The sequence below is a fragment of the Pseudogulbenkiania sp. AW2-16 genome, assembly GCF_056824575.1.
Genome location: NZ_CP157668.1, coordinates 3,687,501 through 3,713,971, shown reverse-complemented (window position 1 = coordinate 3,713,971; position 26,471 = coordinate 3,687,501). Strand labels below are relative to the sequence as shown.

Annotated in this window: 18 protein-coding genes and 1 pseudogene (1 of these 19 only partly in view); 7 read left to right on the top strand and 12 right to left on the bottom strand. The window is 66.0% G+C overall.

The genetic code is table 11. From position 1 onward, the window contains the following. Nucleotides 1-8: 8 nt before the first annotated feature. Together acpS and nagZ are read left to right on the top strand one after the other, a co-directional pair. Nucleotides 9-422, top strand: coding sequence for a holo-ACP synthase (gene acpS / locus ABKF58_RS17940; RefSeq protein WP_482582475.1), 414 nt, complete (start codon nt 9-11; stop codon nt 420-422). A 5-nt stretch (nt 423-427) separates the two neighbouring features. Beyond that, a pseudogene (gene nagZ, locus ABKF58_RS17935) lies at nt 428-1,512 on the top strand (beta-N-acetylhexosaminidase). Between the two features lie 62 nt (nt 1,513-1,574). Here the strand turns inward: nagZ and ABKF58_RS17930 are convergent. The 12 genes from ABKF58_RS17930 to ABKF58_RS17875 all read right to left on the bottom strand — a co-directional run bounded on the left by ABKF58_RS17930 (nt 1,575) and on the right by ABKF58_RS17875 (nt 20,006). After that, on the bottom strand, nt 1,575-2,741 hold the full coding sequence (locus ABKF58_RS17930) for an HD-GYP domain-containing protein (RefSeq protein ID WP_482582473.1): 1,167 nt from the start codon (nt 2,739-2,741) through the stop codon (nt 1,575-1,577). A gap of 74 nt (nt 2,742-2,815) precedes the next feature. Next, nucleotides 2,816-3,970, bottom strand: a complete 1,155-nt coding sequence (locus ABKF58_RS17925; RefSeq protein WP_014086775.1) for an HD-GYP domain-containing protein — start codon at nt 3,968-3,970, stop codon at nt 2,816-2,818. 58 nt (nt 3,971-4,028) lie between these two features. Continuing rightward, nucleotides 4,029-7,973: an ATP-dependent RNA helicase HrpA gene (hrpA, locus tag ABKF58_RS17920; protein WP_482582471.1), complete on the bottom strand. Its 3,945-nt coding sequence runs from the start codon at nt 7,971-7,973 to the stop codon at nt 4,029-4,031. A gap of 118 nt (nt 7,974-8,091) precedes the next feature. Further along, complete coding sequence (locus ABKF58_RS17915) at nt 8,092-9,558, bottom strand: PI-PLC domain-containing protein (protein ID WP_482582470.1); 1,467 nt, start codon at nt 9,556-9,558, stop codon at nt 8,092-8,094. Between the two features lie 300 nt (nt 9,559-9,858). Further along, nucleotides 9,859-10,791, bottom strand: coding sequence for a CysB family HTH-type transcriptional regulator (locus ABKF58_RS17910; RefSeq protein WP_014086778.1), 933 nt, complete (start codon nt 10,789-10,791; stop codon nt 9,859-9,861). Continuing rightward, on the bottom strand, nt 10,788-11,870 hold the full coding sequence (locus tag ABKF58_RS17905; RefSeq protein ID WP_482582468.1) for a sulfate/molybdate ABC transporter ATP-binding protein: 1,083 nt from the start codon (nt 11,868-11,870) through the stop codon (nt 10,788-10,790). Before ABKF58_RS17905 ends, ABKF58_RS17910 begins: the two co-directional genes overlap by 4 nt. Before the next feature lie 106 nt (nt 11,871-11,976). Continuing rightward, a complete protein-coding gene (gene cysW / locus ABKF58_RS17900; RefSeq protein ID WP_482582466.1) occupies nt 11,977-12,852 on the bottom strand; it encodes a sulfate ABC transporter permease subunit CysW in 876 nt (291 codons plus the stop codon). Further along, the gene (gene cysT / locus ABKF58_RS17895) at nt 12,852-13,688 is read right to left on the bottom strand and encodes a sulfate ABC transporter permease subunit CysT (RefSeq protein WP_482582464.1); all 837 of its coding nucleotides are present in this window, start codon (nt 13,686-13,688) and stop codon (nt 12,852-12,854) included. The genes cysW and cysT overlap by 1 nt, the downstream gene beginning before the upstream one ends. Nucleotides 13,689-13,931: 243 nt before the next feature. After that, nucleotides 13,932-15,014 (bottom strand): sulfate ABC transporter substrate-binding protein, encoded by a 1,083-nt coding sequence (locus ABKF58_RS17890; RefSeq protein WP_482582462.1) that lies wholly within the window; start codon nt 15,012-15,014, stop codon nt 13,932-13,934. A 35-nt stretch (nt 15,015-15,049) separates the two neighbouring features. Beyond that, complete coding sequence (locus ABKF58_RS17885; protein ID WP_482582460.1) at nt 15,050-16,531, bottom strand: methyl-accepting chemotaxis protein; 1,482 nt, start codon at nt 16,529-16,531, stop codon at nt 15,050-15,052. A 169-nt stretch (nt 16,532-16,700) separates the two neighbouring features. Continuing rightward, nucleotides 16,701-18,788: a phosphate acetyltransferase gene (gene pta, locus ABKF58_RS17880; RefSeq protein ID WP_482582458.1), complete on the bottom strand. Its 2,088-nt coding sequence runs from the start codon at nt 18,786-18,788 to the stop codon at nt 16,701-16,703. A gap of 15 nt (nt 18,789-18,803) precedes the next feature. Continuing rightward, on the bottom strand, nt 18,804-20,006 hold the full coding sequence (locus ABKF58_RS17875; protein ID WP_482582456.1) for an acetate/propionate family kinase: 1,203 nt from the start codon (nt 20,004-20,006) through the stop codon (nt 18,804-18,806). 530 nt (nt 20,007-20,536) lie between these two features. On the opposite strand from ABKF58_RS17875, the gene ABKF58_RS17870 reads away from it, so the two are divergent. The 5 genes in view from ABKF58_RS17870 to ABKF58_RS17850 are tightly spaced (at most 57 nt apart) and all read left to right on the top strand, a layout consistent with a single transcriptional unit that may run on beyond the window. Next, the gene (locus ABKF58_RS17870) at nt 20,537-22,240 is read left to right on the top strand and encodes an aromatic ring-hydroxylating oxygenase subunit alpha (protein ID WP_482582454.1); all 1,704 of its coding nucleotides are present in this window, start codon (nt 20,537-20,539) and stop codon (nt 22,238-22,240) included. Continuing rightward, nucleotides 22,237-23,121: a DMT family transporter gene (locus tag ABKF58_RS17865; protein WP_482582452.1), complete on the top strand. Its 885-nt coding sequence runs from the start codon at nt 22,237-22,239 to the stop codon at nt 23,119-23,121. The genes ABKF58_RS17870 and ABKF58_RS17865 overlap by 4 nt, the downstream gene beginning before the upstream one ends. 31 nt (nt 23,122-23,152) lie before the next feature. Next, complete coding sequence (locus ABKF58_RS17860) at nt 23,153-24,040, top strand: DMT family transporter (RefSeq protein ID WP_482582450.1); 888 nt, start codon at nt 23,153-23,155, stop codon at nt 24,038-24,040. A 36-nt stretch (nt 24,041-24,076) separates the two neighbouring features. After that, entirely contained in the window at nt 24,077-24,433 is a 357-nt protein-coding gene (locus ABKF58_RS17855) for a SpoIIAA family protein (RefSeq protein ID WP_482582448.1), read from the top strand. Nucleotides 24,434-24,490: 57 nt separating this feature from the next. Next, nucleotides 24,491-26,471, top strand: the 5' portion of a protein-coding gene (locus ABKF58_RS17850; protein ID WP_482582446.1) for a Tex family protein. 323 nt of this gene lie beyond the right edge of the window; only the first 1,981 of its 2,304 coding nucleotides appear in the window; the start codon lies at nt 24,491-24,493; the stop codon falls past the right edge of the window.

Sequence of the window (26,471 nt, the reverse complement as noted above, 5' to 3'; positions counted from 1 at the left end):
CCCCAGTCATGATCTATGGCATCGGCACCGACATCGTCGCCGTGGCGCGCATGCAGGCCCTGCTCGATCGCTGGGGCAGCAAGGCCGGGCGGCGCATCCTGGCGCCGTCGGAGTGGGCGGCGTTTGCCGCCAGCCGCGATCCGGCGCGCTTGTTGGCCAAGCGTTTCGCGGTCAAGGAGGCGGTGTCGAAAGCCCTGGGCACCGGCATCCGCGCGCCGGTGCTGCTCACCGCCATCGCCGTCGACCACGACGCCCTGGGCAAGCCCTTGCTGGTCTTCAGCCCGCCGCTGCAGCAGTTTGCCGAAAGCCGCGGCGTGATCGGCAGCCATCTCTCCATCAGCGACGAGCGCGACCACGCGCTCGCCTTTGTCGTGCTGGAGGGGGTGCCTTCGGCCAACCCTCCCGCCATTTTGCAGGCCTGATTCCTATGTACAGCACCGTATCCCTCCCGCGCGGCCCCGTGATGGTGGACGTGGCGGGTTTCACCCTGACCGATGCCGAGCGCGTGCGGCTTCGCCATCCTCTGGTCGGCGGGGTGATCCTGTTTCGGCGCAATTTCGAGAACATCGAACAGCTCAAGGCGCTGACCGCTGAGATCCGCGCGCTGCGCTCCCCTCATTTGCTGATCGCGGTGGATCATGAGGGGGGCGGGTGCAGCGCTTCCTCGACGGTTTCACGCGCCTGCCGCCGATGCGCGTGCTGGGCGAAGCCTGGCAGCGCGATCCGCAGCAGGCCGAAAGCCCGGCTGAAACCGTCGGCTACGTGCTGGCGGCGGAACTGCGCGCCTGCGGCGTCGACCTCTCGTTCACCCCGGTGCTGGACCTCGACTGGGGGCGTTGCGCCGTGATCGGCAACCGCAGCTTCAGCCGCGACCCCGAGGTGGTGTCGGCCCTGGCGCTGGCGCTGCAGCGCGGTCTCCAGCGCGGCGGCATGGCCACCTGCGGCAAGCACTTCCCAGGCCATGGCTACGTCGAGGGCGACAGTCATCACGTCATCCCAGTCGACGAGCGCAGCCTGGACGAGCTGATGGCCGACGACATCAAACCCTTCGTGCGTCTTTCCGCTGCCGGCCTCACCTCGGTGATGCCGGCGCACGTGGTCTACCCGCAGGTGGACGACCAGCCGGCCGGTTTCTCGCGTATCTGGCTACAGGACATCCTGCGCCAGCAGGTGAAGTTCGACGGGGTGATCTTCTCCGACGACCTGTGCATGGAAGGTGCGGCTGGGGCCGGCGGCATCGCCGAGCGCGCTCGCGCCGCCTTTGCCGCCGGCTGCGACATGGCCTTGGTGTGCAACCGCCCGGATCTGGCCGACGAACTGCTGGCGGCCTTGGCAGATCCGGTCATCGCCGGATTGGCAGAGCGGCTGGCGCGCATGGAAGGACAGGGCGAGCAGACCGAGTGGGAAAAGACTCTGGATAGCGCCGATTTCGCTGCCGCACGGGCCACGGTGGCACGCCTCGCCATGCCGCCGGATGCGCTGAAAGGACCGGCGGTGGGCGAGGCTAGTTAAGCAGGCTACCCCGTCAAGAGCAAGGCCACCCTGGGGTGGCCTTTGCGTTTGTAATTAGCGGTTCAGGGTTTCCACAGTTTTGCCAGGAAGCCGGGGCGCACCCCGGCCTGGTTGAGCGGCACCGCCTCGACGATGTGGTAGCCGGGGTTGCGCGTCTCGCGCAGCAGCGGCTCGGCGTAGGGCGGGCCGTCTGCCTTGCGTAGCGCGGCCACACGGGGTTCGTTGGCTTTCTCGCGGCGGTGGGTGACCATGGCGATTTCGCCGTTGGCCAAGCGCACGCAACTGCCCGGCGGATAGATGCCGATCTCCTTGATCAGCAGCGCGGTGTATTGTGGGTCGAACTCCCCATAGCCGCCCTGGAACAGCTTGGCCATGATGCGAGCGGCGGGCTCGGTCGTATTGCCGGGCGAGGGGGACAGTCGGCTGGTCAGCACGTCGGCCAGGTGCAGCAGATGGGCCAGTGCGTCGATATCGTGACGGTTCAGTCCGTGCGGATAGCCTGAGCCGTTCCACTCCTCGTGGTGCTGCTGTACCAGGGTGTGCCACAGATCGTCGGCTATGCCGGCCTCGCGCAGGATGGCCGAACTCAGCAGCGGATGAGCGAACAGGGCCTCGCGTTGCTGTTGCGTGGCTGGGGTGTCTTGGGCGGACATCTGGTTGAGCAGGCCGGTGACCGCAATGTTCATGGTCAGCGCCGCCCCGATCAGGCTGTGCTGGGCCTGTTCGGCAAGGCCCAAGCGGCGTGCAAGCACCGCCAGCAGTGCAGCGGTGTGCAGGGCATGGCCGCTGCCGTGATCGCGCGGCGGGACCAGCAGGGTGGCGGCCAGCAGGGCGTCCGCCTGACGGGTGGCCAGTTCGTGAAGACGCCGGACAACGCTGTGCAGGCTATCGGCCAGCCCGGCAACCGCCAGTCCGTGCGTCAGCAGGCCCTGTACCCGCTGCCCGAGGAATTCCATTTCCAGCAGGGGGTTGGCCGGGCGCTGCGCCTCTTCCTGCCTGCGCAGCGCTTCGGCACGTTCGCGTTTCTCCCGCTCCAGCCGCGCCTCGATCGCGTCCTTGTCGCCCACGCCGACGTTGAGCAGCTTGTCGCGTTGCTCGGCGCTCAGGACGTAATGGCCTTTTTTCAGCAGCAAAAGGCCGTTGTTGGCGTAGACGTCGACCGGCAATTCCTGCCCCACCCTGAGCCGCAGGGGGTGCAGTTTGGACTTGTTGTCGGGAGGATCGCTCATGGTTGGAAATCACGCATTGGCTGATCGCCATTGTAGCCTGCGCCCGGACCGTCGGCGCGGTGAATAATGACGGCCTAGTGCTTGCGCTTTTTCCACAGCGCGGAAAGGTACTGTGGGCGGATGCCGGCCTGGCTCAGCGGGATCATGCCGACGATCTGGTATTCCTTGAGGCGAGTCTCGCGCAGCAGCGGCCCGCCGTAGGCGGCACCATCCTCGCGGCGCAGCGCGGCGACCAGCGGTTGGTCGGCGCGCTCACGCCGGGCCACCACCACGCCGAGTTCGTGGTTGGCCAGGCGCACGAAGCTGCCCGGTGGGTAGACGCCCATTTCCTTCACCAGCAGCGTGACGTACTGGCTGTCGACTTGCTGGTCGCGGTTCTTGAACAGCTGGGCCAGCGCGTTTTGCGGCAGAATGGCCTTGCGGTAGCTGCGCGGCACCAGCTTGGCGGCGGAAATGTCGGCCAGATGCAGCAGGTGGGCCAGCGGGTGGATGTCGGTGCGCTCCAGTCGTTCCGGGTAGCCGGAACTGTCCCATTCCTCGTGGTGCTGTTGCACCAGGGTATGCCACAGTTCGTCGGTGACGCCGCATTCGCGCAGGATCGCCGAGCTGAGCAGGGGGTGCCCGGCGACGTCTTCCTGCTGCTCCGGGGTCAGCGGGGTGGCCTGGCTGTACAGCTCGTCCATCAGCGGGGCGATGGAGAGGTTCATGGTGAGCGCGGCGGCGATCAGGATCAGGCGGGCATCCGCCGGCGTGTCCAGGCGCTTGGAGATCAGCGCGGCGAGGATGGCGGTGTGGATGCTGTGCGCGGCGGTGTAGCGCTGGATCGGCAGCAGCAGCATCGACGCCAAGAGGCCGTCCGGCACCTTGTCACACAGGCCGAGCAGACGTTCGGCCAGTTCGCGCAGCTTGAGTTCGAACATCGGCTCGGACAGCGCGCAGTTGAGCAGGTAGTCGAGCGACGGGGTGATGTGGTGCACCTCCTCGAACGGTTCGATCAGCTCGGCCGGGACGTCGGCGCGCTTGGCGGTGGGGTCCGGTTTGTTCTGCTGAGCGCGCTGGCTGGCTTCGAGCGAGCTGTGGGCCAGCAGGCGCTCCTTCTGCTTGTCGGTGAGGACGTAGTGGCCCTTGCCGAGCAGCAGGAAGCCGCTCTTGGTATAGAGGTTGATGGGCAGTGCTTCCCCGACCTTGATGAGGCTGTCCAGCGGGTTTTTTCCAGAAGACGATGTCATTCTTTTTCGATTCTCCAAGCCACGCTACAAGTTTAGCCCGATAAACAAGGTGGGGAAATTATTTACCCGAAATGGTTTCCCATTCTTTCATCAAACGCTTGAGCGAAACAGGGTAAGGTGTTTTCAGCTCTTGGGCAAACAGGCTGACGCGCAACTCCTCGATTTTCCAGCGGAACTCGGCGAGTGCCGGGGTCGCCTCTCCCTTGTCTTCGGCTTCGGCCAGGTGGGTTTCCCACAGCGTCCAGAGCTGGCGGATCTCGGCGGCACGCTGGCCGTCGCGCTGAGCGTTGGCCACCTGCTTGTCCATGCGCAGGCTCATCGCCTTCAGGTAGCGCGGCAGGTGGGGCAGCTGGCTCCACGGCGTGGCGGAGAGGAAGCCCTTGTAGACCAGGCGGCCGAGTTGTTCGGTCAGTTCGCGACCGAGTTTGTGTTTTGCGAGCTTGGGTTGCAGCGCCCGGTATTCGCCGGCGATCTGGTTGAGGTAGGCGGTCACCGCCTGGATCACCGCCGGCAGCCGGGTGCGCGCGCGTGCCTTCTGGTCGTTGAAGGCTTTCTCGGTGCGCGGCGGCTCGTCGTCGCCGATGAAGGCGCGGTCGCAGATGCAGGCGATGGCGTCGGCCAGCAGGTCGTCGACGTTGGCCACGCCCCGCAATTGCAGGCCGAGCTGGGTCATGCCGGGCAGGCCCTTGCCGAGCTGCTTCATCTGCTCCTTGAGCTGCAGTTGCAGCAGCCGCACCACGCCCTGGCGGTGGGCGCGCTGGGCGGCGTATTCGGTGTCGTAGAGGCGGATCGCCACCTTGTCGGTTTCCAGCGTCAGCGCCGGGTAGCCGGTGAGCTGCTGGCGGCCGCGGGCGAACTGGATCGCCGCCGGCAGTTCGCCGAAGTCCCAGCTGGTGACGTCGTCGCGCTCGAACTCGGCCGAGGTGTCGCGGAAGGTGAGCTGCGCGGCCTGGCCGAACTGCTTCTGCAGGGCGAGCAGGTCGCGTCCGAGGCCGATTTCCTGCTTGCCGTCGTCGATGACGCGGAAGTTGAACAGCAGGTGCAGCGGCAGCGTGGCGAGGTCGAAGTCGTCCACGGCCACTTTCACGCCGCCGGTTTCGCGCAGGATGAAGCGCGCCAGCTGCGGGGCGATCGGCTGCGTGGTGTCGGGGTTGGCCGAAAGGAAGCGCGTGACGAAATCCGGTACCGGCACACAGGTGCGGCGCACCTGCTTGGGCAGGCTCTTGATCATCAGCTGCAGCTTTTCACGGATCATGCCGGGCACCAGCCATTCGAACGGCGCCGGCTCGAGCCGGTTGAGGATGGCGAGCGGCACGTCCACGGTGACGCCGTCGAGCGGGTGGTTGGGTTCGAAGCGGTACTTCAGGCGCAGCTTGCCGTCTTCGTGCTCGAGCCATTCCGGGAACTGGTTGACGGTGACGTGCTGCGCGGCGTGGCGCATCAGCTCTTCGCGCGTCAGGAACAGCCGCTTGGGGTCGGCCTGCTCGGCCTCTTTGCGCCAGGCTTCGAAGCTGGCGGCGTCGACCACGTGCGCCGGGATGCGCTCGGCGTAGAAGGCGAACAGCGCGTCTTCGTCCACCAGCACGTCCTGGCGCCGCGCCTTGTGTTCGAGCTGCTCGACCTCGCGGATGAGCTGCTGGTTGCGCTGGAACCAGGGCGCGTTGCTGACGTACTCCATCGCCACCAGCGCGCCGCGGATGAACAGTTCGCGCGCTTCCTCGGGCGCGATGCGGCCGTAGCTGACCGGGCGGCGCGGCACCAGGGTCAGGCCGTAGAGCGTGACGCGCTCGCTCGCCACCACTTCGCCGCGGGTTTTTTCCCAGTGCGGGTCGAAGTAGTGGTACTTGATCAGGTGCGGGGCGAGTTTTTCCACCCACTCCGGCTCCACCTTGCCGACGCAGCGCGCGTAGAGCTTGGTGGTTTCCACCAGTTCGGCCGCCACCAGCCACTTCGGCTTGGCCTTCTTCAGGCCGGAGCCGGGGAAGACGTGGAAATGCACGCCGCGCGTGCCGAGGTAGTCGTCGCTTTCCTGCAATTTCATGCCGAGGTTGCCGATCAGGCCGGTGAGCAGCGCCTGGTGCAGGCGCTCGTAGGCGACGGCGTCGAGCTGCTGGCGCTTCTTGACGCTAAGCTGCTCAAGGTTGGCCGAAGGCTCGGCGTCGGCGTGCGCCTCGTGGCGCTGGATCAGCCCCAGCTCGGCGGCGATCTCGGCCAGCTGGCCGTGCAGTTCGCGCCATTCGCGCATCCTGAGATAGGACAGGAAATGCTCGTGGCACAGGTTGATGAGCTGGCGGTTGGACTTCTTGTGCTTGAGCGCGTCCTGGAAGAAATCCCACAGGTGCAGGAAGGACAGGAAGTCCGATTTTTCGTCGGCGAATTTCTGCTGCGCCCGCTCGGCCGCCTCGCGCGCCTCGAACGGCCGCTCGCGCGGATCCTGGATGGAGAGTGCGGCGGCGATGATCAGCACCTCGCGCACGCAGCCGAGATCGCGCGCGGCGAGCAGCATGCGGCCGATCTTGGGGTCGATCGGCAGCCGCGCCAGTTCCTTGCCGACCGGGGTCAGCTCGCTCTTCTCATCCACCGCACCCAGTTCGGTCAGCACCTGGTAGCCGTCGGCGATCAGGCGCGACGACGGCGCCTCGAGGAAGGGGAAGTCGTCGACGCGGCCGAGGCGCAGCGCCGCCATGCGCAGGATCACGGCGGCGAGGTTGGAGCGCACGATTTCCGGGTCGGTGAACGCCGGGCGGGCGTTGAAGTCGTCCTCGCCGTAGAGGCGCACGCAGACGCCGGCCTCGACCCGGCCGCAGCGGCCGGCACGCTGGCGCGCCGCCGCCTGGGAAATCTTTTCGACTTGCAGCTGCTCAACCTTGGCGCGCGGCGAGTAGCGGTTGAGGCGGGCGAGGCCGGTGTCGATCACGTACTTGATGCCGGGCACGGTGAGCGAGGTCTCGGCCACGTTGGTTGCGAGCACGATGCGCCGTCCGCCCGAGGGCTTGAAAATCTTCTGCTGGTCTTCGTTGGAGAGGCGGGCGAACAGCGGCAGGATCTCGTAGCCGCGGATGCCGGACTTGCGCAGCTTCTCCGCCGTGTCACGAATCTCGCGCTCGCCGGGCAGGAACACCAGCATGTCACCCGGGCCGTGGCGCGAGATTTCGTCCACCGCGTCGACGATGGCGTCTTCCATTTCCACTTCACGCTCGTCCTCGTCACGCTCCTTGAGCGGGCGGTAGCGCACTTCCACCGGGAAGGTGCGGCCGGAGACCTCGATCACCGGCGCGCCGTCGAAATGGCGCGCGAAGCGCTCGGCGTCGATGGTGGCCGAGGTGACGATGACTTTCAGGTCCGGCCGGCGCGGCAGCATCTGCTTGAGGTAGCCCAACAGGAAGTCGATGTTGAGGCTGCGCTCGTGCGCCTCGTCGATGATGATGGTGTCGTAGGCTTCGAGGTAGCGGTCGGTCTGGGTTTCCGCCAGCAGGATGCCGTCGGTCATCAGCTTGATGACGGATTTGTCCGAGAGCTTGTCGGTGAAGCGCACCTTGAAGCCGACGTGGGCGCCCAGTTCGCTGCCCAGCTCCTGCGCGATGCGCGTCGCCACCGAGCGCGCGGCCAGCCGGCGCGGCTGGGTGTGGCCGATCAGCCCGTACACGCCACGGCCCAGCTCCAGGCAGATCTTGGGGATCTGGGTGGTTTTGCCCGAGCCGGTCTCGCCGCAGATGATCACCACCTGGTGTTTGGCGATGGCGGCGCGGATTTCCTCGCGCTTCTGGTTGACCGGCAGCGCGAGGTCGAACTCCGGCTTGGGCAGGTTGGCCGAACGCGCTTCGGCGCGGCCCTGCGAGCGGGCGATCTGCTGCGCCACGTCGGCCAGCAGCTTGTCGGACGGCTGCTGTTTCTTCAGCCGTTGTTCGACGTCGGCCAGCTTGCGTTTCAGACCGTGACGGTCGCGGATCAGGCAGGAGGGCAGGGCGGCCTTCAGTTCGGCCAGCGGGCGGGTGGTGGTCATGCGTAAAGAACGGCGAAAACGGGAAAGCGCGAGTATAGCAGAGGCGCCGAGGTGGCTGGAGGGAAGAGATCACCCGCCAGCCGGGCAGCATGGCGTGCGTCCCTTCCTCCGATCCGCTCTATTCGCCGTGGCGTTGTTTGGAGATCGCCAGGCAGTGGCTGGTCAGCGCGTTGTCGACGAAGTCGTTGAGCAGCACCAGCAGCCGGTCGCCGCAACGGTCGGCGACATGACGACGATCGGCGACCCACGGGTAGGTGGCGTGATCGAACCTTGCCTTGGTGGACAGCAGCGGTGAGGCAGCATCGCTGAAGGTGGCCACCGCCTTGGCGATGCCTTCCTTGGTGGCGGTGTAGGTGCCTTGCAGTTGCAATACGGTCCAGGTCTTCTCCGGCTGGTTCAGCGCCTGGTTCAGGCAGTCGATGATGCTGTCGGGGTTGTCGGTGGCGTAGCCGCTGTCCGAGTAGGAGTCGCGGCAGTCGCTGTTGCCTTCCAGCACGATCAGCCGTTTGTGGCTGTCCAGCAGGTCCTGGTAGCTGGTCTGCAAATCGGTCTTGTCCCCTAGTGCGATGCCTTTGCCGGCCAGCGCGGCGCCCAGGTAGCGGGTGATCTCGCTATCGGCCGGCTTCATGCCGTCTTCCAGGAAACCATCGTACTTGATGTTGACGACCACGATTTCCTGCGGGTGGCTGCCTAGGAACTCGACCACGCGGCGGAGAAAGTCGTCGAAGCGGCAGCCGGGGATGAACGCGTGCTGATGGCGCAGCAGGCTGTCCTTGCGGTAGAAGCTGGCGTTGTAGCCGGGCCGGAAGTCAAAGTAGCGGGTACCGAGCGCCAACTGGGTGCTGATCGGCTCTTTCTGGGTGTAGCCCAGGTTCACCAGCGCGCGCAGCGGGGTGTCGGTCGTTTCCAGCAGTACCAGGGCGGCGGCCAACGCGGTGATCAGTACCGGCCCCAGCACCGGGAGCGATGCCGCTCCCAAGCCCAGCGCGGCGACGATGGCGGCGGCGGCTTTCTCCCTGTTGCCATAGTGTGCGATCAGGCGATGGATGAGATCGCGGGCCTCACCGGCACTGCCCAGGCCGGTAAACATGCCGGCATCGTGGGCGCCGGGCAACACGAACTTGCCGAAGGAGGCCGCCAGCACCGCCGGCTTGGTGGTGGCGAGGTTGCCCATCCAGTGGCTGTAGTCTTCGGTGAGGTAGAGGTAGGCCTGGTGCGACTGGTTGCGGCCGGCGTCGTAGAAACCGTAGGACAGCGCGTAGCGGCCGGGGGCAATGACCGAGTTGGTATCGAGCATGTTGCCCATGTCGGTGTTGCCCAGGTTGCCGGTGGAGGGGGCGATCTCCACATAGCGGGAGAGAACCTTGCTGCCGTCGACCTTGGCCTGCAGGGTGACGCGGCCGGTGTGCTCGTCCCAGTCGATGTTGCCGCTGTCGATCTCGCGGTGGCCGTGGCGCATCTTGCCGATGAGCGTGTAATCATTCTGACTAAAAGTCAGATCATCGTTACCCCGAGTCTCAGCGGTAGTCGCATAGGGGGGATTGCTGACGTAGCCGTAGATATCGATGCCCTTGCTGATGCCCATAGTGATTACTCCTCATTGCCGATGGATTGGAAGCGGTGGGTCTGTGCTGCTGAGCAAGCGATTGGTAAGAACTCCAGCAGTCGAGCTTGTGTTATTGAAAATAAATATGCCAATTGCAATGTTTTTCGGGCGGTCAAGCAAGGTATCACTATCCTTCGCCGCCTCAGGCGGGGGAGGACGATGGCGGCGGAATGCGGGATAAGGCCGGCGGGGGCCACTGCGGGCAGTGGGCTGGAGCAAAAACAGGGCGGTCAACCTTGTCGCCAGGTTGACCGCCCTGTTCTGGCGGGAGAGGGGCCGCTAGTCCGGCGCCGTCGGCACCAGGGCCTGGCGCACCGTGGTTTCGTCGAGCTCCGCCGAGCACAGTTCGATGAAGCGGTAGGCGTAGCTCCTCAGGTAATGGCCGCGGCGCACGGCGATGCGCGAGGTCTGGTGGCCGAACAGCGGCACCGAGTCCACTTCGGCCACGCCTTGGTCGCGCTGCGCGTCGACCGCCATCGAGGCGACGATGCCCACCCCCATTTCCAGCTCGACGTAGGTCTTGATCACGTCGGCGTCGAGTGCCGCCATCACCACGTCCGGCAACAGCCCGGCCTCGGCGAAGGCGCGGTCGATCTGGGCGCGGCCGGTGAAGCCTTCGTGGTAGGTGACCAGCGGGTAGTCGGCCAGCGCCTCCAGCGTCAGCGGCTTGACGCCGTGCAGCGGGTGGCCCGGCGGCGCGATCACGGTGTGGTGCCAGCTGTAGTAGGGGAAGGACACCAGTTCCGGCACCGCCGAGATGGCCTCGGTGGCGATGCCGATGTCGGCCTGGCCGTCCAGCAGCAACCGCACCAGTTCGTCCGGGCTCGCCTGCAGCAGCACCAGGTGCACCTTGGGGAACGCCTGCTTGAACGCCGTCACCACCTTGGGCAGGGCGTAGCGCGCCTGGGTGTGGGTGGTGGCGATGGTGAGCTGGCCCTGATCGCGCTGGCTGAACTGTTCGGCCAACCTTTTGACGTTGCCGGCGTCGAGCAGCATGCGCTCGACGATGGTCAGGAGTTCCTTGCCCGGATCGGTCAGGCCGAGGAAGCGCTTGCCCTTGCGCACGAACAGCTCAACGCCCAGCTCGTCCTCCAGGTCCTTGATGTGCTTGCTGACGCCCGATTGCGAGGTGAACAGCGCGTTGGCGACCTCGGTCAGGTTGAAATTCTGCCGTACCGTCTCGCGGATGATGCGCAGTTGTTGAAAGTTCATCGTGGTCCTGCCGTTTTGTTGTGGGCGAATACCCGTAGCGCGCGCGGCTGCAGGCGCACCTGCTGGCCGGCGGTGAAGGCCTGGGCGTGCCAGGTCTCGTACGGGAGTTCGACGTTGTAGTGCTGGCCGTCCTGGCTGCCGCTGCCTTCCAGCTCGACGCGGGTAAGCGCGCCAACGCTGAGCACGCGGGTGATGCGCGCCGGGATGCCGGCATCCTGTTGCTCCAGGCGAATTTCCAGTTCGTGCGGGCGCACGAAGGCGACCACCTCGCTGTCCTCGCCGGCATGGTCGGCCAGGGCCGCAAGGCGCGTTCCGCCGACGTCGATGCCGCCTGCTGTGCGGCGTCCCTCGAAGCGGTTGGCCGAACCCAAAAAGCCGTAGACGAAAGAGGTGGCCGGGTGGCGATAGACCTCGTCCGGCGTGCCGATCTGTTCCACCTTGCCGTGGTTCATCAGCACCACGCGGTCGGCCACCTCCAGTGCTTCTTCCTGGTCGTGCGTGACAAAAATCGACGTGATGTGCAGCTCGTCGTGCAGGCGGCGCAGCCAGCGGCGCAGTTCCTTGCGCACCTTGGCGTCGAGCGCGCCGAACGGCTCGTCCAACAGCAGCACGCGCGGCTCCACCGCCAGGGCGCGGGCGAGCGCGATGCGCTGGCGTTGGCCGCCGGAGAGCTGGGCCGGGAAGCGGTCGGCCAGCCAGTCGAGCTGCACCAGTTGCAGCAGTTCGTGCACCTTGCGCTGGATGTCAGCCTCGGACGGGCGCTCCTTGCGCGGCTTCATGCGCAGGCCGAAGGCGACGTTGTCGAACACCGTCATGTGGCGAAACAGCGCGTAGTGCTGGAACACGAAGCCGACCTGGCGTTCGCGCACGTGGGTGTCGGAGGCGTCCTCGCCGTCCAGCAGCACCTTGCCGGAATCGGCCTGCTCCAGCCCGGCGATGACACGTAGCAGGGTGGTTTTGCCGCAGCCGGACGGGCCGAGCAGGGCGACCAGCTCGCCGCTGGGAAAGTCGAGGCTGAGGTCGTCCAGCGCGACGAAGTGGCCGAAGGCCTTGTGGATGTTCTGTACCTGGATGCTCATATTGCTCTCCTTAGCCACGCCTTGGCGGGCTAACAAAAATCAGTGCCACGGCTCCTGCCGGGTGCGCCATCCAGAAGGCGACGCAACAACGCAGGAGGCCAGCTTGTCAGTCGCGCCGAGCGCGCCATTCCACCCAGCTCTTCACCACCAGGGTCAGCAGCGCCAGCATGGCCAGCAGCGAGGCCACGGCGAAGGCGGCGGCGAAGTTGTATTCGTTGTAAAGAATCTCGACGTGCAAGGGCAGGGTATTGGTCTCGCCGCGGATATGACCGGACACCACCGACACCGCGCCGAACTCGCCCATGGCGCGGGCGTTGCTCAGGATCACGCCGTACAGCAGCGCCCAGCGGATATTGGGCAGGGTGACGTGCCAGAACACCTGCCAGCCGCGCGCGCCCAGCACCACCGCCGCTTCTTCCTCCTCGCGGCCTTGCGCCTGCATCAGCGGGATCAGCTCGCGGGCGATGAACGGCACGGTGACGAACACCGTCGCCAGCACGATGCCGGGGATGGCAAAGATGATCTTGATGTCGTGCGCCGACAGCCAGGGCCCGAACCAGCCGTGGTGGCTGAATACCAGCACGTAGACCAGGCCCGCCACCACCGGCGACACCGAGAACGGCAGGTCGATCAGCGTGATCAGGAGCTGCTTGCCGCGGAATTCGAAGCGGGTGATCGCCCAGGCGGCCGCCACGCCGAACACCAGGTTGAGCGGCACCGAGATCGCCGCCGCGCTCAGCGTGAGCCAGATCGCCGAGCGGGCATCGGGCTCGGTCAGCGCCTCGAGATAGGTGGCCCAGCCCTTGGCCAGGGCCTCGACGAACACCACCGCGAGCGGCAGCAGCAGGAACACGGCGAAGAAGCCCAGTGCCAGCACCAGAATGCCGGCCTTGACCCAGGTGTTCTCACGGGTGGCCTGGCGGCTTTCCAGCAGCGCGGCGCGGTCGTGCTGGGCGTACAGATTGCTGACAGTTGCACTCATTACGCGCTCCTCCCGCTACGTTTCGCTTGCCACGCCTGCAGCCCGTTGATCGTCAACAGCAGCAGGAACGACACCACCAGCATCACGCTGGCAATCGCCGTGGCACCGCGGTAATCGTATTGTTCGAGCTTGCTGATGATCATCAGCGGGGTGATTTCCGACACCATCGGGATGTTGCCGGCGATGAAGATCACCGAGCCGTACTCGCCGACGGCGCGCGCGAAGGCCAGCGCGAAACCGGTCATCAGCGCCGGCTGCAGCGCCGGCAGGATGACGTGGCGGAAGGTCTGCCTGCGGTGCGCGCCGAGGCAGGTGGCGGCTTCTTCCAGCTCGGTGTCGAGGTCTTCCAGCACCGGTTGCACCGTGCGCACCACGAAGGGCAGGCCGATGAACACCAGCGCCACCAGCACGCCGAGCGGGCCGAACGCCACCTTGATGCCCAGCGGCTCGAGATGGCGGCCGATCCAGCCGTTGCCGGCGTACAGCGCGGTGAGCGCGATGCCGGCCACCGCGGTGGGCAAGGCGAACGGCAGGTCGACCAGGGCATCGACCAGCTTCTTGCCGGGAAAGCGGTAACGCACCAGCGACCATGCCAACAGCAGGCCGAACACGCTGTTGATGGCGGCGGCCAGCAGCGCCATGCCGAAGCTCAGGCGGTACGAGGCCAGCACGCGCGGCGCCGTGACGGTTTGCCAGAACGCGTCCAGCGGCATGGCGGCGGTCTTGATGAACACCGCCGCGAGCGGGATCAGCACGATCAGCGACAGGTAGCTGATGGTGTAGCCCAGTGACAGCGTGAACCCCGGCAAGACGCGCGGGAGGGTGGCGGACTTCATGCGCTACCTCCCTTGCTTGGTGAACGATTGGACATATGGCGGCTCCCCCTTAATAACCGAAACCAGCATATAAGCAGTTCCCTTATTCTAAAAATAAGGAATTCTTCGATCCTTATTCGAATTCCAGAAAAGGGAATCGGGCAGGTGCCGATAACCGGAATGCCTGTCGATAACAAAAAAACACGCCGGTCGGACGACGCGGCGTGATGAAGTGGAGAACGGCTGAGCGGAGGCGGCGTCGGCTTAGCGGGCCTGGATCTGATCGAACACGCCGCCGTCGGCGAAGTGGGTCTTCTGCGCCTTGCTCCAGCCGCCAAACACCTGGTCGATGGTGAACAGCTTCACCTTGCTGAACTGGCTGGCGTACTTGGCGGCAATTTTCGGGTCGCGCGGGCGGTAGTAGTTCTGCGCCGCCAGCTCCTGGCCCTCCGGGCTGTACAGGTACTGCAGGTAGGCCTCGGCCACCTTGCGCGTGCCGTGCTTGTCGACCACCTTGTCCACCACGCTGACCGGCGGCTCGGCCAGGATGGAGACCGAAGGCGTGACGATGTCGAACTTGTCCGGCCCCAGCTCCTTGGTGGAGAGGTAGGCCTCGTTTTCCCAGGCCAGCAGCACGTCGCCGATGCCGCGCTGGGTGAAGGTGACGGTGGCGCCGCGCGCGCCGGAATCCAGCACCTTGACGTGCTGGTAGACCTTCTTGACGAAGTCCCTGGCCTTGGCATCGTTGCCCCCCGGCTGCTTCAGCGCGTAACCCCACGCCGCCAGGTAGTTCCAGCGTGCGCCGCCGGAGGTTTTCGGGTTCGGCGTCACCACGTCCACGCCCGGCTTGATCAGGTCGTTCCAGTCGTGGATGCCTTTGGGGTTGCCCTTGCGCACCAGGAACACGATGGTCGAAGTGTACGGCGAGGCGTTGTTGGGCAGGCGTTTCTGCCAGTTCGGCGGAATCAGCTTGGCTTCGGTGTTCAAGGCGTCCACGTCGTAGCCCAGCGCCAGCGTCACCACGTCGGCCTCCAGACCGTCGATCACCGCGCGCGCCTGCTTGCCGGAGCCGCCGTGCGACTGCTTGACGCTGACGGCTTCACCGGTCTTGGCCTTCCAGTACTTGGCGAAGGCGGTGTTGAAGTCCTGGTACAGCTCGCGCGTCGGGTCGTAGGAGACGTTGAGCAGGGAGACGTCGGCCAGGGCCGGGCGGCGGCGCCCAGCAGGGTGAGGGTGGAGGCCAGAACGGTGAAGGTGCGCAAGGACATGGGGCGGTTCCTGTTTCGGTTTGGAATGGTCACCACTGTAGCCACGCCGTTTTGTTTCCCGAACCAAGAAAAACGGCAAAGCAAATTCCTTGCGCTGATTTGGCGCCGCGCGGTTCAGGCGGCCTGGTGCTGGAACTGGCTGACGCTGGCGCCCAGCTCGTCGATCAGGCCGTCGAGGCGGTGGGTGGCGTCGGCGATGGTCTCGGTTTCCGCCGTCAGCGTGCGCGTGGCTTCGCCCATCGCCGTGATGGTGCCGGCGAACTGGACGAAGCCCTGGTTCTGGCTGGCCTCGGCGCTCGACACCTGCCGCAGCAGCCCGCCCAGGCGGTGGGTGTCGCCGATGATGCCGGCGAGCCTGTCCTGTGCCGCCAGGGCGTGGCTGCGTCCGGCCTGCATCTGGGTGTTGCCGTCGCGCATGGCGTCGACCGACTGGTTGGTGCCGTCGACGATGAGGCGGATCTTCTGCTCGATGTCGAGCGTGGCGCCCTGCGTTCTTTCGGCCAACTTGCGCACCTCGTCCGCCACCACGGCGAAGCCGCGTCCCGATTCGCCGGCGCGTGCCGCCTCGATCGCGGCGTTGAGCGCCAGCAGGTTGGTCTGCTCGGCGATGTCGCGGATCAGCTGCACGATGCCGCTCACCTCGGCGCTGCATTTTTCCAGCGCCTCGAGCTGGCTGGCGGCATGCGAGATCACCTCGCCGGCCTGGTTGAGCTGCTCCACCGCCTGGTCCATGGCCTGCCCGCCCAGGCTGGCGGCCTGGCCGGCGTCCTCCGCCATGCGCGTGGCGCTGATCGACTGCTCGGTGTTTTCACCGGTGACCACCGCCATCTGCTGCGCCGACACCACCATGTCTTCGGTGCGCTGGCGCTGCTCGGCCATGGTGCGTGCCATCAGCGTGGTGCTGCTGGCGATCTCGCGGCTGGCCGAGGCGGCGGCGTGGATCGAGCGCCTCACCTGCTCCATCATCTGCTGCATGGCCTGGGTGGCGCGTTCGGCTTCGATGCGCGCCGTTTCCAATTTCTGGAAGCCCTGCGCCTTGGCCTTGTCGAAGGCCCAGGCCAGGCTCAGCACCACCAGCGACAGGCCGGCCAGCGACTTGGCCAAGAGCCTGGGATGCTCATCGGCGGGAATCGGCACCTCGGGCAGGGCGCCCGGATCGCTCTCGAGCAGCAGGAACAGGCCGATGGCGAGCAGCGTCAGCAGCGTCCACGCCACGCCCGAGCGCCGCCCGCCGACGAAGATCGCGGTGAACGGGATCGAGGCGTACCACACCACACTGGACGACAGGATGCCGCCGTTGATGTAGCCCATCCAGCCCACCAGCGCGAACATGCAGCCGATGGTGAACTCGGCGGTGAAGCGGATGGCGCCGGTGAGCTTGAGCAGCACCGGGCCCAGCAGCAGGCCGGCGCCGCCGGCCAGGAGACCCCAGGCCATGGCCGGGTGGTGCAGCTCGAAATAGGACAGCGCGAACACCGGCACGATCAGCCCGGCCAGCAGCCCGACGCTGATCACGGTGCGGGCGCGGATGGCCAGCTCGTGCGACTCGCGCACCCGATCCGGAATGAACCATTCGGTAATGTGGCGGATAGCCATGTTGAATCCTCCCGTTCCTCGATTGTTATGTCGTTGTTTGTTGTGTGTTTTTCGGGGCGTGCAAACGTAAAAACCCGCCGCATCAATCTAAAACAAGTGTTTGATTGATGCAACGGGTCGAGCCGCGGCGTGGTGTGTTTTCACCACGCCTGGCGGGGGCGGGGCGGCTTCAGCCGGCTTGCTGGTCGGCCTGGATCGCGGTCAGCGCGATGGTGTAGACGATGTCGTCGACCAGCGCGCCGCGCGACAGATCGTTCACCGGCTTTCTCAGCCCCTGCAGCATCGGGCCGACGCTGACCACGTTGGCCGAACGCTGCACCGCCTTGTAGGTGGTGTTGCCGGTGTTGAGTTCGGGGAACACGAACACCGTGGCGCGGCCGGCCACCGGGCTGTCCGGCGCCTTCTGCCGGCCGACGCTCTCCACGCTGGCGGCGTCGTACTGCATCGGGCCGTCGATGATCAGGTCGGGGCGCTTCTCGCGCGCCAGCCGCGTCGCTTCGCGCACCTTCTCCACGTCGTCGCCGCTGCCGGACGAGCCGGTGGAGTAGGAGATCATCGCCACGCGCGGCGGGATGCCGAAGGCGGCGGCGGAATCGGCCGACTGGATGGCGATGTCGGCCAGTTCATCGGCGCTCGGGTCCGGGTTCACCGCGCAGTCGCCGTAGACCAGCACCTGCTCCGGCATCAGCATGAAGAACACCGACGACACCAGTTTCGCTTCGGGCGCGGTCTTGATCAGCTGCAGCGCCGGGCGGATGGTGTTGGCGGTGGTGTGCACCGCGCCCGACACCAGGCCGTCCACCTCGTCCAGCGCCAGCATCATGGTGCCCAGCACCACGTTGTCCTCCAGCTGCTGCTCGGCCATCGGCGCGTTGAGGCCCTTGTTCTTGCGCAGTTCGATCATCGGCTCGATGTAGCGGCCGCGTACCTCGTTCGGGTCCATGATCTCGATGTCGGCCGGCAGGGCCACGCCTTGCGCCTCGGCCACCTGTTCGATCTCGGCGCGGCTGCCGATCAGCACGCACTGCGCGATGCGCTTCTCGTGGCAAATCGCGGCGGCCTTGATGGTGCGCAGCTCGTTGCCCTCCGGTAGCACGATGCGCTTGTTGGCCTGGCGCGCCTTTTCCATCAGCTGGAAGCGGAACGCCGGGGGTGGCAGACGGTGCTCGCGCGGCGCGCCGACACGGTTGCGCAGCGCCTTGGCGTCGAGGTGCTCGGCGACGAAGGCGATCACCTGTTCCATGCGCTCCAAATCGTCGGCCGGCACCTGCAGGCTCATATTGGTCAGCAGGCTGGTGGTTTCCAGCGTGTTCGACTCCGAAGCCAGCACCGGCAGGCCGCTGGTGAAGGCCTGGTGGCACAGCTGCTGGATGCGCGGATCCGGCATCGCGTCGCAGGTCAGCAGCAAGCCGGCCAGCGGCACGCCGTTCATGCTGGCCATGGCGGTGGCGAGCACGATGTCCTCGCGGTCGCCCGGCGTCACGATCAGCGCGCCCGGTTTCAGCAGGTGCACGATGTTGGGCACGGTGCGCGCGGTGATCACGGTGCTGCGCACGCGGCGGCGCGTCATCTGGCCGGCGTGCACCAGGCGCGCCTTGAGATAGTTGGCCACGTCCAGCGTGCGCGGCGCCAACAGCTCGGGTTCGAGCGGAATCGCGCCCAAGAGCGGCAGGCGGTTGTGCTGCAGCGCCTGGCTCGACTCCAGGATCTCCAGCGCCATCTGCGCGGTGTCATGCTGCTTCGAGACGCGGTTGAGGATGTAGCCGGCGGTGCTGCCGTGGTCGCCGCCGAAGGCCTGGATGCTGATTTCCAGCTGTTCGGCGATCTCGTGGCTGGCCAGCTTGTCGGCGGCGCCGACCAGGATGGTTTGCGCCTGCAGGTTGCGCGCGATCCGGGTGTTGAGGAAGGTGGAGTAGGGGTGCTTCTGGTCCGGCACCAGTCCCTCCACGATCACCACGTCGACGTTGCGGGCCGCCTGCTGGTACAGGCTGACCACCTCTTCCATCAGCTGGTCGACCTGGCCCTGGCTGAGAAAATGCTCCACCCGTTCCATCGTGAGCGGCTCCGGCGAGGTCAGGTGGCAGATGGCGCGGGCGAAGTGGGTGGAGTGCTCGGGTTCGTGATGGCCGGCACCCTGGGCGATCGGCTTGACGAAACCGACGCGCAGCCCGGCCTGCTCCAGCGCGCGGATCATGCCCAGCGCCACCGAGGTCAGCCCGGCATCAAAGCCCAGCGGGGCCAGAAAGAAGGTCTGCATGAAATCGTTCCTGTCTTAGCGGGTGAGGGCGGCGGGCGTGGCCAGGGTGGCGGTGTCCAGCGCGATCATCAGTTCTTCGTTGGTGTTGATCACCAGCGCCGGCACCGAGCCCTGCGCGGTGATGCAGCCCGCCTCGCCGCGGATGCAGCGCTGGTTGGCATCGGCGTCCAGTCGCAGGCCGAGGAAGCCCAGCAGCTTGACCACGCGTTCGCGCAGGTAGGACGAGTTCTCGCCGATGCCGCCGGTGAACAGCACCGCGTCGAGCCGGCCCAACGCCACCGTCAACGCGGCGATCTGCTTGGCCAGGCGGTAGCTGAACACCTCCAGCGCCAGCTGCGCGGCGCCGTCGCCGGCCAGGGCGGCGTCTTCCAGTTCGCGGCAGTCGCTCGACAGCTCCGACAGACCCAACAGGCCGCTCTGCTTGTTCAGGAGTTCGGTGATGGCGTTGACGTCGAGCTTCAGCTCGCTGGCAAGGTAGCCGAACAGCCCCGGGTCGACGTCGCCGGAGCGCGTCCCCATCACCAGCCCTTCCAGCGGGGTCAGTCCCATCGTGGTGTCGACGCTCTTGCCGCCGAGGATGGCCGCGGCCGAGGCGCCGTTGCCGAGGTGGGCGCAGACCACGGCGATGTCCTCGAGCGGCTTGCCCAGCATGCGCGCTGCTTCGGCGCTGACGAAGCGGTAGCTGGTGCCGTGAAAGCCGTAGCGGCGCACGCCGTGCTCGCGGTACAGCGCCATCGGGACCGGGTAGAGGTAGGCGCGCTGCGGCATGCTCTGGTGGAAGGCGGTATCGAACACCGCCACCTGCGGCAGGCCGGGGAAGCAGGCGATGGCGGTGCGAATGCCCAGCACGTGGGCCGGGTTGTGCAGCGGCGCCAGGCGGGCGCAGTCTTCGATGGCGGCGATCACCTCGTCATCGATGAGGGTGGAGGCCTTGAAGCGTTCGCCGCCGTGCACCACGCGGTGGCCGATGGCCTGCACGCTGTCGAACAGTCCGCGCCCTTGCAGTTGGGTGAGGATGGCGCGCATCGCCGCGGCGTGGTTGCCTTCGGCCAACGTCTGCACCGTTTTTTCGCCTTGATGCTTGAAGGTGATCTGGGCGTCGTCGAGCCCCAGCTTTTCGGCGAGGCCGGTCAGGCTGGCGTGCTGCGTGGTGGTGTCGATGAGGGCGAATTTCAGCGAGGAGCTGCCGCAGTTGATGACGAGAATGCTCGAACTCATAGGCTTAGTCTTGCAAATTACGGGTGAATGATAAAAAAACGCGTCTCCCGTGGTGTTTCGACAAACAGCCGGCTCGCAGTCCGCGGTCTGGGCCGGCGGCGGCGTGTCGTCCCCGTGGCATGGCTGCCCGCCGGTGTGTGTTGGCGGGTAGTGCCTGCAGGGCGTGGCCCGGTGGCGGTTGTGTTACGGCACCTGGCGTGACTGTGTCGAAGTGTGTGCGGCGCAGACTATAGCACATTACCGGACGCTAATGTTGCGCTGCATCAAATGTACAAGACGCTGATTTGTTGCGGGAAAAAAGCGTAAATTGAATTTGTGGCGCAACGATGCCGGAAATTGGCGACAAGGCCCCCTCTCCGCGTCTTCTGGCGCGGTAAAAAAAGCTTGCCGGGGCAGGGGAATGGGGGCACAATCCCGGCCTCGGACCCGGCAGGGTCCTTTGTGTTTTTTTGAATCTGTTCCGTAAACTCGTCTTCTTAACAGCGAGATTCGGCTGGTCTTATATCTTCTTCCACGGAGGTGTGGGAATAATGTCTGATCTGGCTTCACCGCAGTTGCTTCAAGCGTCTGCCGCTCAGCTACCCGTTTATACCTATTTCGACCCGGCGTTCTACGAACTGGAGCAAAAGCTGCTGTTCGCCGATGCGCCGCAATACTACGGCCACGAACTGATGGTGCCCAACGAAGGGGACTACCAGACGCTGGCCTGGATGGACCACGGCAAGATGCTCAAGCGCGTCGACGGCGAGGTCAAGCTGATCTCCAACGTCTGTCGCCATCGCCAGGCCACCATTTACCAGGGGCGCGGCAACGGTAACCACATCGTGTGCAATCTGCACGGCTGGACCTACGACAAGGGCGGCAGCCTGGTCGGCGCGCCGCACTTCCCGCAGACGCCGTGCCTCAACCTGGGCCAGACCGCGCTCACCAGCTGGAACGGCCTGCTGTTCGACGCCCGCCGCGATGTCGCCGCCGACCTCGCCAAGCTCGCCGTGGCCAAGCACCTGAGCTTCGAGGGCTACGCCTTCCACAGCGCCCACGTCACCGAGTACGACTTCAACTGGAAGACCTTCATCGAGGTCTACTCCGAGGATTACCACGTCGATCCGTTCCACCCCGGCCTTGGCCACTTCGTCGACTGCGGCGACCTCAAGTGGGAATGGGGCGACCAGTACCACGTGCAGACGGTCGGGGTGAAGAACAAGCTGGCCCGTCCCGGCTCCAAGGTCTACGGTGCCTGGCACGACGAAGTGCTGCGCCGCTTCGCCGAGCGCCAGCCGGAATTCGGCGCGATCTGGCTCACCTACTACCCGAACATCATGATCGAGTGGTATCCGCACGTGCTGGTGGCCAGCGTGGCCATTCCGCGCGGCCCGGAGAAGTGCACGGTGATCACCGAGTTCTACTATCCCGAAGAAGTGGTGTGGTTCGAGCCGGAATTCATCGAGGCCGAGCAGGCGGCGTACTTCGAAACCGCCAAGGAAGACGACGAAATCTGCTATCGCATGCACCAGGGGCGCAAGGCGCTGTGGCTGCGCGGCGAGAGCGAGGTCGGTCCCTACCAGTCGCCGACCGAAGACGGCATGCAGCACTTCCACGAGTTCTACCGGCGCCTGATGGGCGAGCACCGGCTGGCTAAGCCCGGTGATTCGGTGCACAATGGCGAGGCGCGGATTTCCGCGCCTTTTTGTTTATCCGATCCGGTAATGCCTGCTACCTCCCGCCTTCTCGCGCTGTTCCTGCTGCTGTTCGCCGTTGCGGCACAAGCGGCCTATCTCGACCCGCTCGACCGCCTGAGCTTCACCGTCCCGACTGGCTGGAAGGTGCGGGTCACCCGCGTCGATGGCGTGCGCACGCTGCGCGTGGTGCCGCCCAAGGCCGACGAGCGCGAACGCGCGGCGATCAGCGTGGAAATCCACCGGCGACACCTGGCGCGTGGCGAAACGCTGGAAACGTTGGCCGAACGCTACCGCCGTGCCGACGGCGATCGCGAGGCTGCCAGTCTGGTGCGATGGGTGCCGACCGCCGGACGCCTCACCGTGAGCTACCGCGAAGGGCAGTTCGTTTCCGACAGCCTGTGGATCATCCGTCGCAATCTGCAGGTGTTTCTGCTGACCGGCCAGCACGACGTGATCGAGGCGCGCTGCGCCGCCAATGCCTCCGAGTACCACACCTACCGCCGCTCGCTGGAGTCGGTCTGCCTGTCGCTGGTGGTGCAGAAGGGTCGCTCATGAACCGGGTCGTGGCCTGGGCTCCGGGTTGGCAGCGCCTGCGCAGCGGCCGCCTGGGGGCCGGCTGGATGGTGGTGGCGGCGCTGTTCTTCGCGCTCATGGGCGTCTTCGTCAAGGTCGGCGGGCGCTCCTTCGGCGCGCTCGAACTGCTGTTCTACCGCACCCTGTTCGGCGCGCTGATGCTGGGCGGGGTGATGGTGGCGCGCCGGCGCAATCCGCTGACGCCCAACTGGCGCGGGCACCTGCAGCGCAGCCTGATCGGCTACGTGTCGATGGGCTTGCTGTTCTACGCGCTGACGCACCTGCCGCTCGCCACCGCCATCACGCTCAACTACACCTCGTCGCTGTTCTTCACCCTGATCTGCCTGGTGCGGCTGAAAGAACCGCTGACGCGCACCGCGGCGCTGGCCCTGGCGGTGGGGTTTGGCGGCATCCTGCTGCTGCTTCGGCCAACCTTTGCCAGCGACATGTGGTTTGCCGCCGCCATGGGGCTGGCCTCCGGCGCCAGCGCCGGATTCGCCGTATTCCAGGTGCGTGAACTCGGCAAGATGGGCGAGGCGCCGTGGCGCGTCGTGTTCTGGTTTTTCGCCATCTCCTCGGTGTTCGGTGCGGTACTGCTGCTGCTCGGCCCCGGCTTCACCCCGTTGAGCGGGGAGACCTTCTGGCCTCTGCTGGGTGTCGGTGTCACCGGCATGTGCGGCCAGCTCGCCATGACCCGAGCCTACAAGGACGGCAGCAAGTTCCTGGTGGCGAGCTTCGCCTACCTCACGGTGGCGTTCTCCGCGGTGCTGGGGGTACTGCTGTGGGGCGACGTGCTGCCGCTCGAGGCGCTGGCCGGCATCCTGCTGATCGTTTTTTCCGGCGTGCTGGCGGCGCGCCGCTGAACCCGCTTCGTCCAATCCTTTCTATTGCAACATGATGAAACCTACCGAGCCGGCGCTGGCCGCTCCCGACGTTCCCGTTTCCCGCTGGCGCCTCGGCTCGGCGTGGATGGTGGTCGCCGCGCTGTTCTTTGGCCTGATGGGGCTGTTCGTCAAGCTGGGCGCCCAGCATTTCTCTTCGACGGAGCTGGTGTTCTGGCGTACGGCCTTCGGCACCCTGACGCTCGGTGTGGCGGCGTGCTGGCGCCGTGAGCGCTTCGTCACGCCGCATCTGCGCTACCACGTGCAGCGTGGGCTGATCGGCTATATCTCGCTGCTGCTGTACTTCTACGCCATCGCCCACCTGCCGCTGTCCACGGCGGTCACGCTCAACTACACCTCGCCGTTGTTCCTCGCCCTGCTGTCGGTGATCGTGCTGCGCGAACGCCTCTCCGCCAGGGCTGTGGCCGCACTGGCGCTGGGTTTCGTCGGTGTGGTGCAGCTGCTGCGGCCCACGCTGGCCGGCGAGCGCTGGGAGGCGGGCTTGCTCGGTCTGGGCTCCGGCCTGCTCGCGGGGTGGTCCTACCTGCACGTGCGCGAACTGGGCCGGCTGGGCGAACCGGAATGGCGCGTGGTGTTCTACTTCGCGCTGATTTCCACTGTCGGCGGCGCTGTCCTGATGCAGTTCGACCGCTGGCATGCCGTCACCGCCACCAACGTCTGGCTGCTGCTGGGGCTGGGCCTCACCGCCACGGTGGCGCAACTGGCGATGACGCGGGCGTACAAGGTCGGCCGCAAGCTGGTGGCGGCCAACCTGTCCTATCTGACCGTAGTGTTTTCCACCCTGCTGGGCGTGCTGGTGTGGCAAGATAGCCTGACGCTGGCCAGCTTCGTTGCGATGACGTTGATCGTGATCAGCGGCATCCTCGCCAGCCGGCGCTAGAATAACAATGAGTCCCCTCACCTCAGGAGCAAAAGTATGATCTCCATTCGCGAGCAGGATTACGGCCTCGATGTGGCCTTGTTCAACGAATTCACCCTGGAAGACTTCAAGGAGCTCGAGGTGGCATTGATGAAGCGCATTGCCGAGCATGGCAAGCCCGACATCTTCCTCGACCTCTCGGAGCTGAAGGATTTCACCATCGACATGGCGGTCGAGGAATTGCGCTTCGTCCGCGCCCACGACAAGGAGCTTGGGCGCGTCGCCATCGTGGTCGAAGACGTCTGGATCAAGCTCGCCGCGCACATCGCCGGCCTGATGTCCCACACCAAGGTACAGTACTTCGACACGGCCGAAGCCGCCCAGGCCCGGCTGGCGGGGCCTGTCGCCGCTTGATTTTGCGGGCAGACGGGCTACAGTATCGGCTTTTTTCCGACGACAAGAACAAAGCCGATGTTGCCTAGCATTGCCCGCCGCCTCGCGGCAGAACTCAACGTCCGCGAAGCCCAGGTGGCTGCCACGGTCGAACTGATCGACGGTGGCGCCACCGTTCCCTTCATCGCCCGCTACCGCAAGGAAGTCACCGGCGGGCTCGACGACACCCAGCTGCGTACGCTGGACGAACGTCTGCGCTATCTGCGCGAGCTCGACGAGCGCCGCGACGCCATCCTCAACAGCATCACCGAGCAGGGCAAGCTCACCCCCGAGCTGCAGGCCGCGCTGTACGGTGCCGACAACAAAACCACGCTGGAAGACCTCTATCTTCCCTACAAGCCCAAGCGTCGCACCAAGGCCCAGATCGCCCGCGAGGCCGGGCTCGAACCGTTGGCCGAAAGCCTGCTGGCCGACCCGTCGCAGGACCCGTCGGCCGCGGCCGAGGCTTACGTCGACGCCGGCAAGGGCGTTGCCGATGTCAAGGCGGCACTCGACGGCGCGCGTGCCATCCTGATCGAACGCTTCGCCGAAGACGCCGAACTGCTCGGCCGTCTGCGCGACAAGCTGTGGAGCGAGGGCGAGCTCGCCGCCAGCGTGGTGGCCGGCAAGGAAGAAGAGGGCGCCAAGTTTTCCGACTACTTCGCGCACCGCGAGCCGATCCGCTCCACCCCCTCGCACCGCGCGCTGGCGCTGCTGCGTGGTCGCAACGAGGGCGTGCTGTCGGTCGCCATCAAATACCAGCCGGACGAAACGCCGATCACCGAACGCTCCGCCTACGAGCAACTCATCGCCGCCCACGTCGGCGTGCACGACGTCGGTCGCCCGGCCGACAAATGGCTGCTCGACACCGTCCGCTTGACCTGGCGCGCCAAGATCTTCCTGTCGCTCGAGCTGGAACTGGTGTCGCGGGTCAAGGAAGCCGCCGACGCCGAGGCGATCAAGGTGTTTTCGGCCAACCTGCACGACCTATTGCTGGCTGCCCCGGCAGGCCAGCGTCCGACGCTCGGCCTCGACCCGGGGCTGCGCACCGGTACCAAGGTCGCGGTGGTCGACAACACCGGCAAGGTGGTCGCCACTAGCACCATCTACCCGCACGCGCCGCGCAACGACTGGGACCGTTCCATCGCCGAGCTGGCGGTGCTGGCGGCACGTCACAAGGTTGAGCTGATTGCCATCGGCAACGGCACTGCCAGTCGTGAAACCGACAAGCTGGCGCAGGATCTGATCAAGCGTCACCCCGAACTCGGTCTGACCAAGATCGTGGTGTCCGAAGCCGGTGCCTCGGTGTACTCGGCGTCCGAACTCGCCGCCAAGGAATTTCCCGACCTCGACGTCAGTCTGCGTGGCGCCGTCTCCATCGCGCGCCGCCTGCAGGACCCGCTGGCCGAACTGGTCAAGATCGATCCCAAGTCGATCGGCGTCGGTCAATATCAGCACGACGTCAACCAGAGTCAGTTGGCCCGCGCGCTGGACGGCGTGGTCGAAGACGGCGTGAACGCCGTCGGCGTCGACGTCAACACTGCCTCCGTACCGCTGCTGGCGCGGGTGTCCGGCCTCAACAGCACGCTGGCCGCCAATATCGTCAGCTATCGCGACCAGAACGGTGCCTTCCGCACGCGCAGCCAGCTGCTCAAGGTGCCGCGTCTGGGCGACAAAACCTTCGAGCAGGCGGCGGGCTTTTTGCGCATCACCGGCGGCGACAATCCGCTCGACGCCTCGTCGGTGCACCCCGAGGCCTATCCGGTGGTGGAAAAGATCGTCGCGCGCTGCGGCCGCGAAGTGAAATCCTTGCTGGGGGACAGCGGCTTCCTCAAGACGCTCAAACCGCACGACTACACCGACGAGCGTTTCGGCGTGCCTACCGTCATGGACATCCTGAAGGAACTGGACAAGCCGGGTCGTGACCCTCGGCCCGAGTTCAAGACCGCCACCTTCCAGGAAGGGGTGGAAGACCTCAAGGACCTGGTGCCGGGCATGGTGCTGGAAGGCGTGGTGACCA

Bases quoted from the DNA above. Each gene is read 5' to 3' on its own strand.
- ABKF58_RS17930 (WP_482582473.1), bottom strand. From the start codon at position 2,741: ATGAGCGATCCTCCCGACAACAAGTCCAAACTGCACCCCCTGCGGCTC.
- cysW (WP_482582466.1), bottom strand. From the start codon at position 12,852: ATGAGTGCAACTGTCAGCAATCTGTACGCCCAGCACGACCGCGCCGCG.
- cysT (WP_482582464.1), bottom strand. From the start codon at position 13,688: ATGAAGTCCGCCACCCTCCCGCGCGTCTTGCCGGGGTTCACGCTGTCA.
- acpS (WP_482582475.1), top strand. From the start codon at position 9: ATGATCTATGGCATCGGCACCGACATCGTCGCCGTGGCGCGCATGCAG.
- ABKF58_RS17865 (WP_482582452.1), top strand. From the start codon at position 22,237: ATGAACCGGGTCGTGGCCTGGGCTCCGGGTTGGCAGCGCCTGCGCAGC.
- ABKF58_RS17915 (WP_482582470.1), bottom strand. From the start codon at position 9,558: ATGGGCATCAGCAAGGGCATCGATATCTACGGCTACGTCAGCAATCCC.
- ABKF58_RS17870 (WP_482582454.1), top strand. From the start codon at position 20,537: ATGTCTGATCTGGCTTCACCGCAGTTGCTTCAAGCGTCTGCCGCTCAG.
- ABKF58_RS17925 (WP_014086775.1), bottom strand. From the start codon at position 3,970: ATGACATCGTCTTCTGGAAAAAACCCGCTGGACAGCCTCATCAAGGTC.
- ABKF58_RS17875 (WP_482582456.1), bottom strand. From the start codon at position 20,006: ATGAGTTCGAGCATTCTCGTCATCAACTGCGGCAGCTCCTCGCTGAAA.
- ABKF58_RS17910 (WP_014086778.1), bottom strand. From the start codon at position 10,791: ATGAACTTTCAACAACTGCGCATCATCCGCGAGACGGTACGGCAGAAT.
- hrpA (WP_482582471.1), bottom strand. From the start codon at position 7,973: ATGACCACCACCCGCCCGCTGGCCGAACTGAAGGCCGCCCTGCCCTCC.
- pta (WP_482582458.1), bottom strand. From the start codon at position 18,788: ATGCAGACCTTCTTTCTGGCCCCGCTGGGCTTTGATGCCGGGCTGACC.
- ABKF58_RS17860 (WP_482582450.1), top strand. From the start codon at position 23,153: ATGATGAAACCTACCGAGCCGGCGCTGGCCGCTCCCGACGTTCCCGTT.
- ABKF58_RS17855 (WP_482582448.1), top strand. From the start codon at position 24,077: ATGATCTCCATTCGCGAGCAGGATTACGGCCTCGATGTGGCCTTGTTC.
- ABKF58_RS17905 (WP_482582468.1), bottom strand. From the start codon at position 11,870: ATGAGCATCCAGGTACAGAACATCCACAAGGCCTTCGGCCACTTCGTC.
- ABKF58_RS17885 (WP_482582460.1), bottom strand. From the start codon at position 16,531: ATGGCTATCCGCCACATTACCGAATGGTTCATTCCGGATCGGGTGCGC.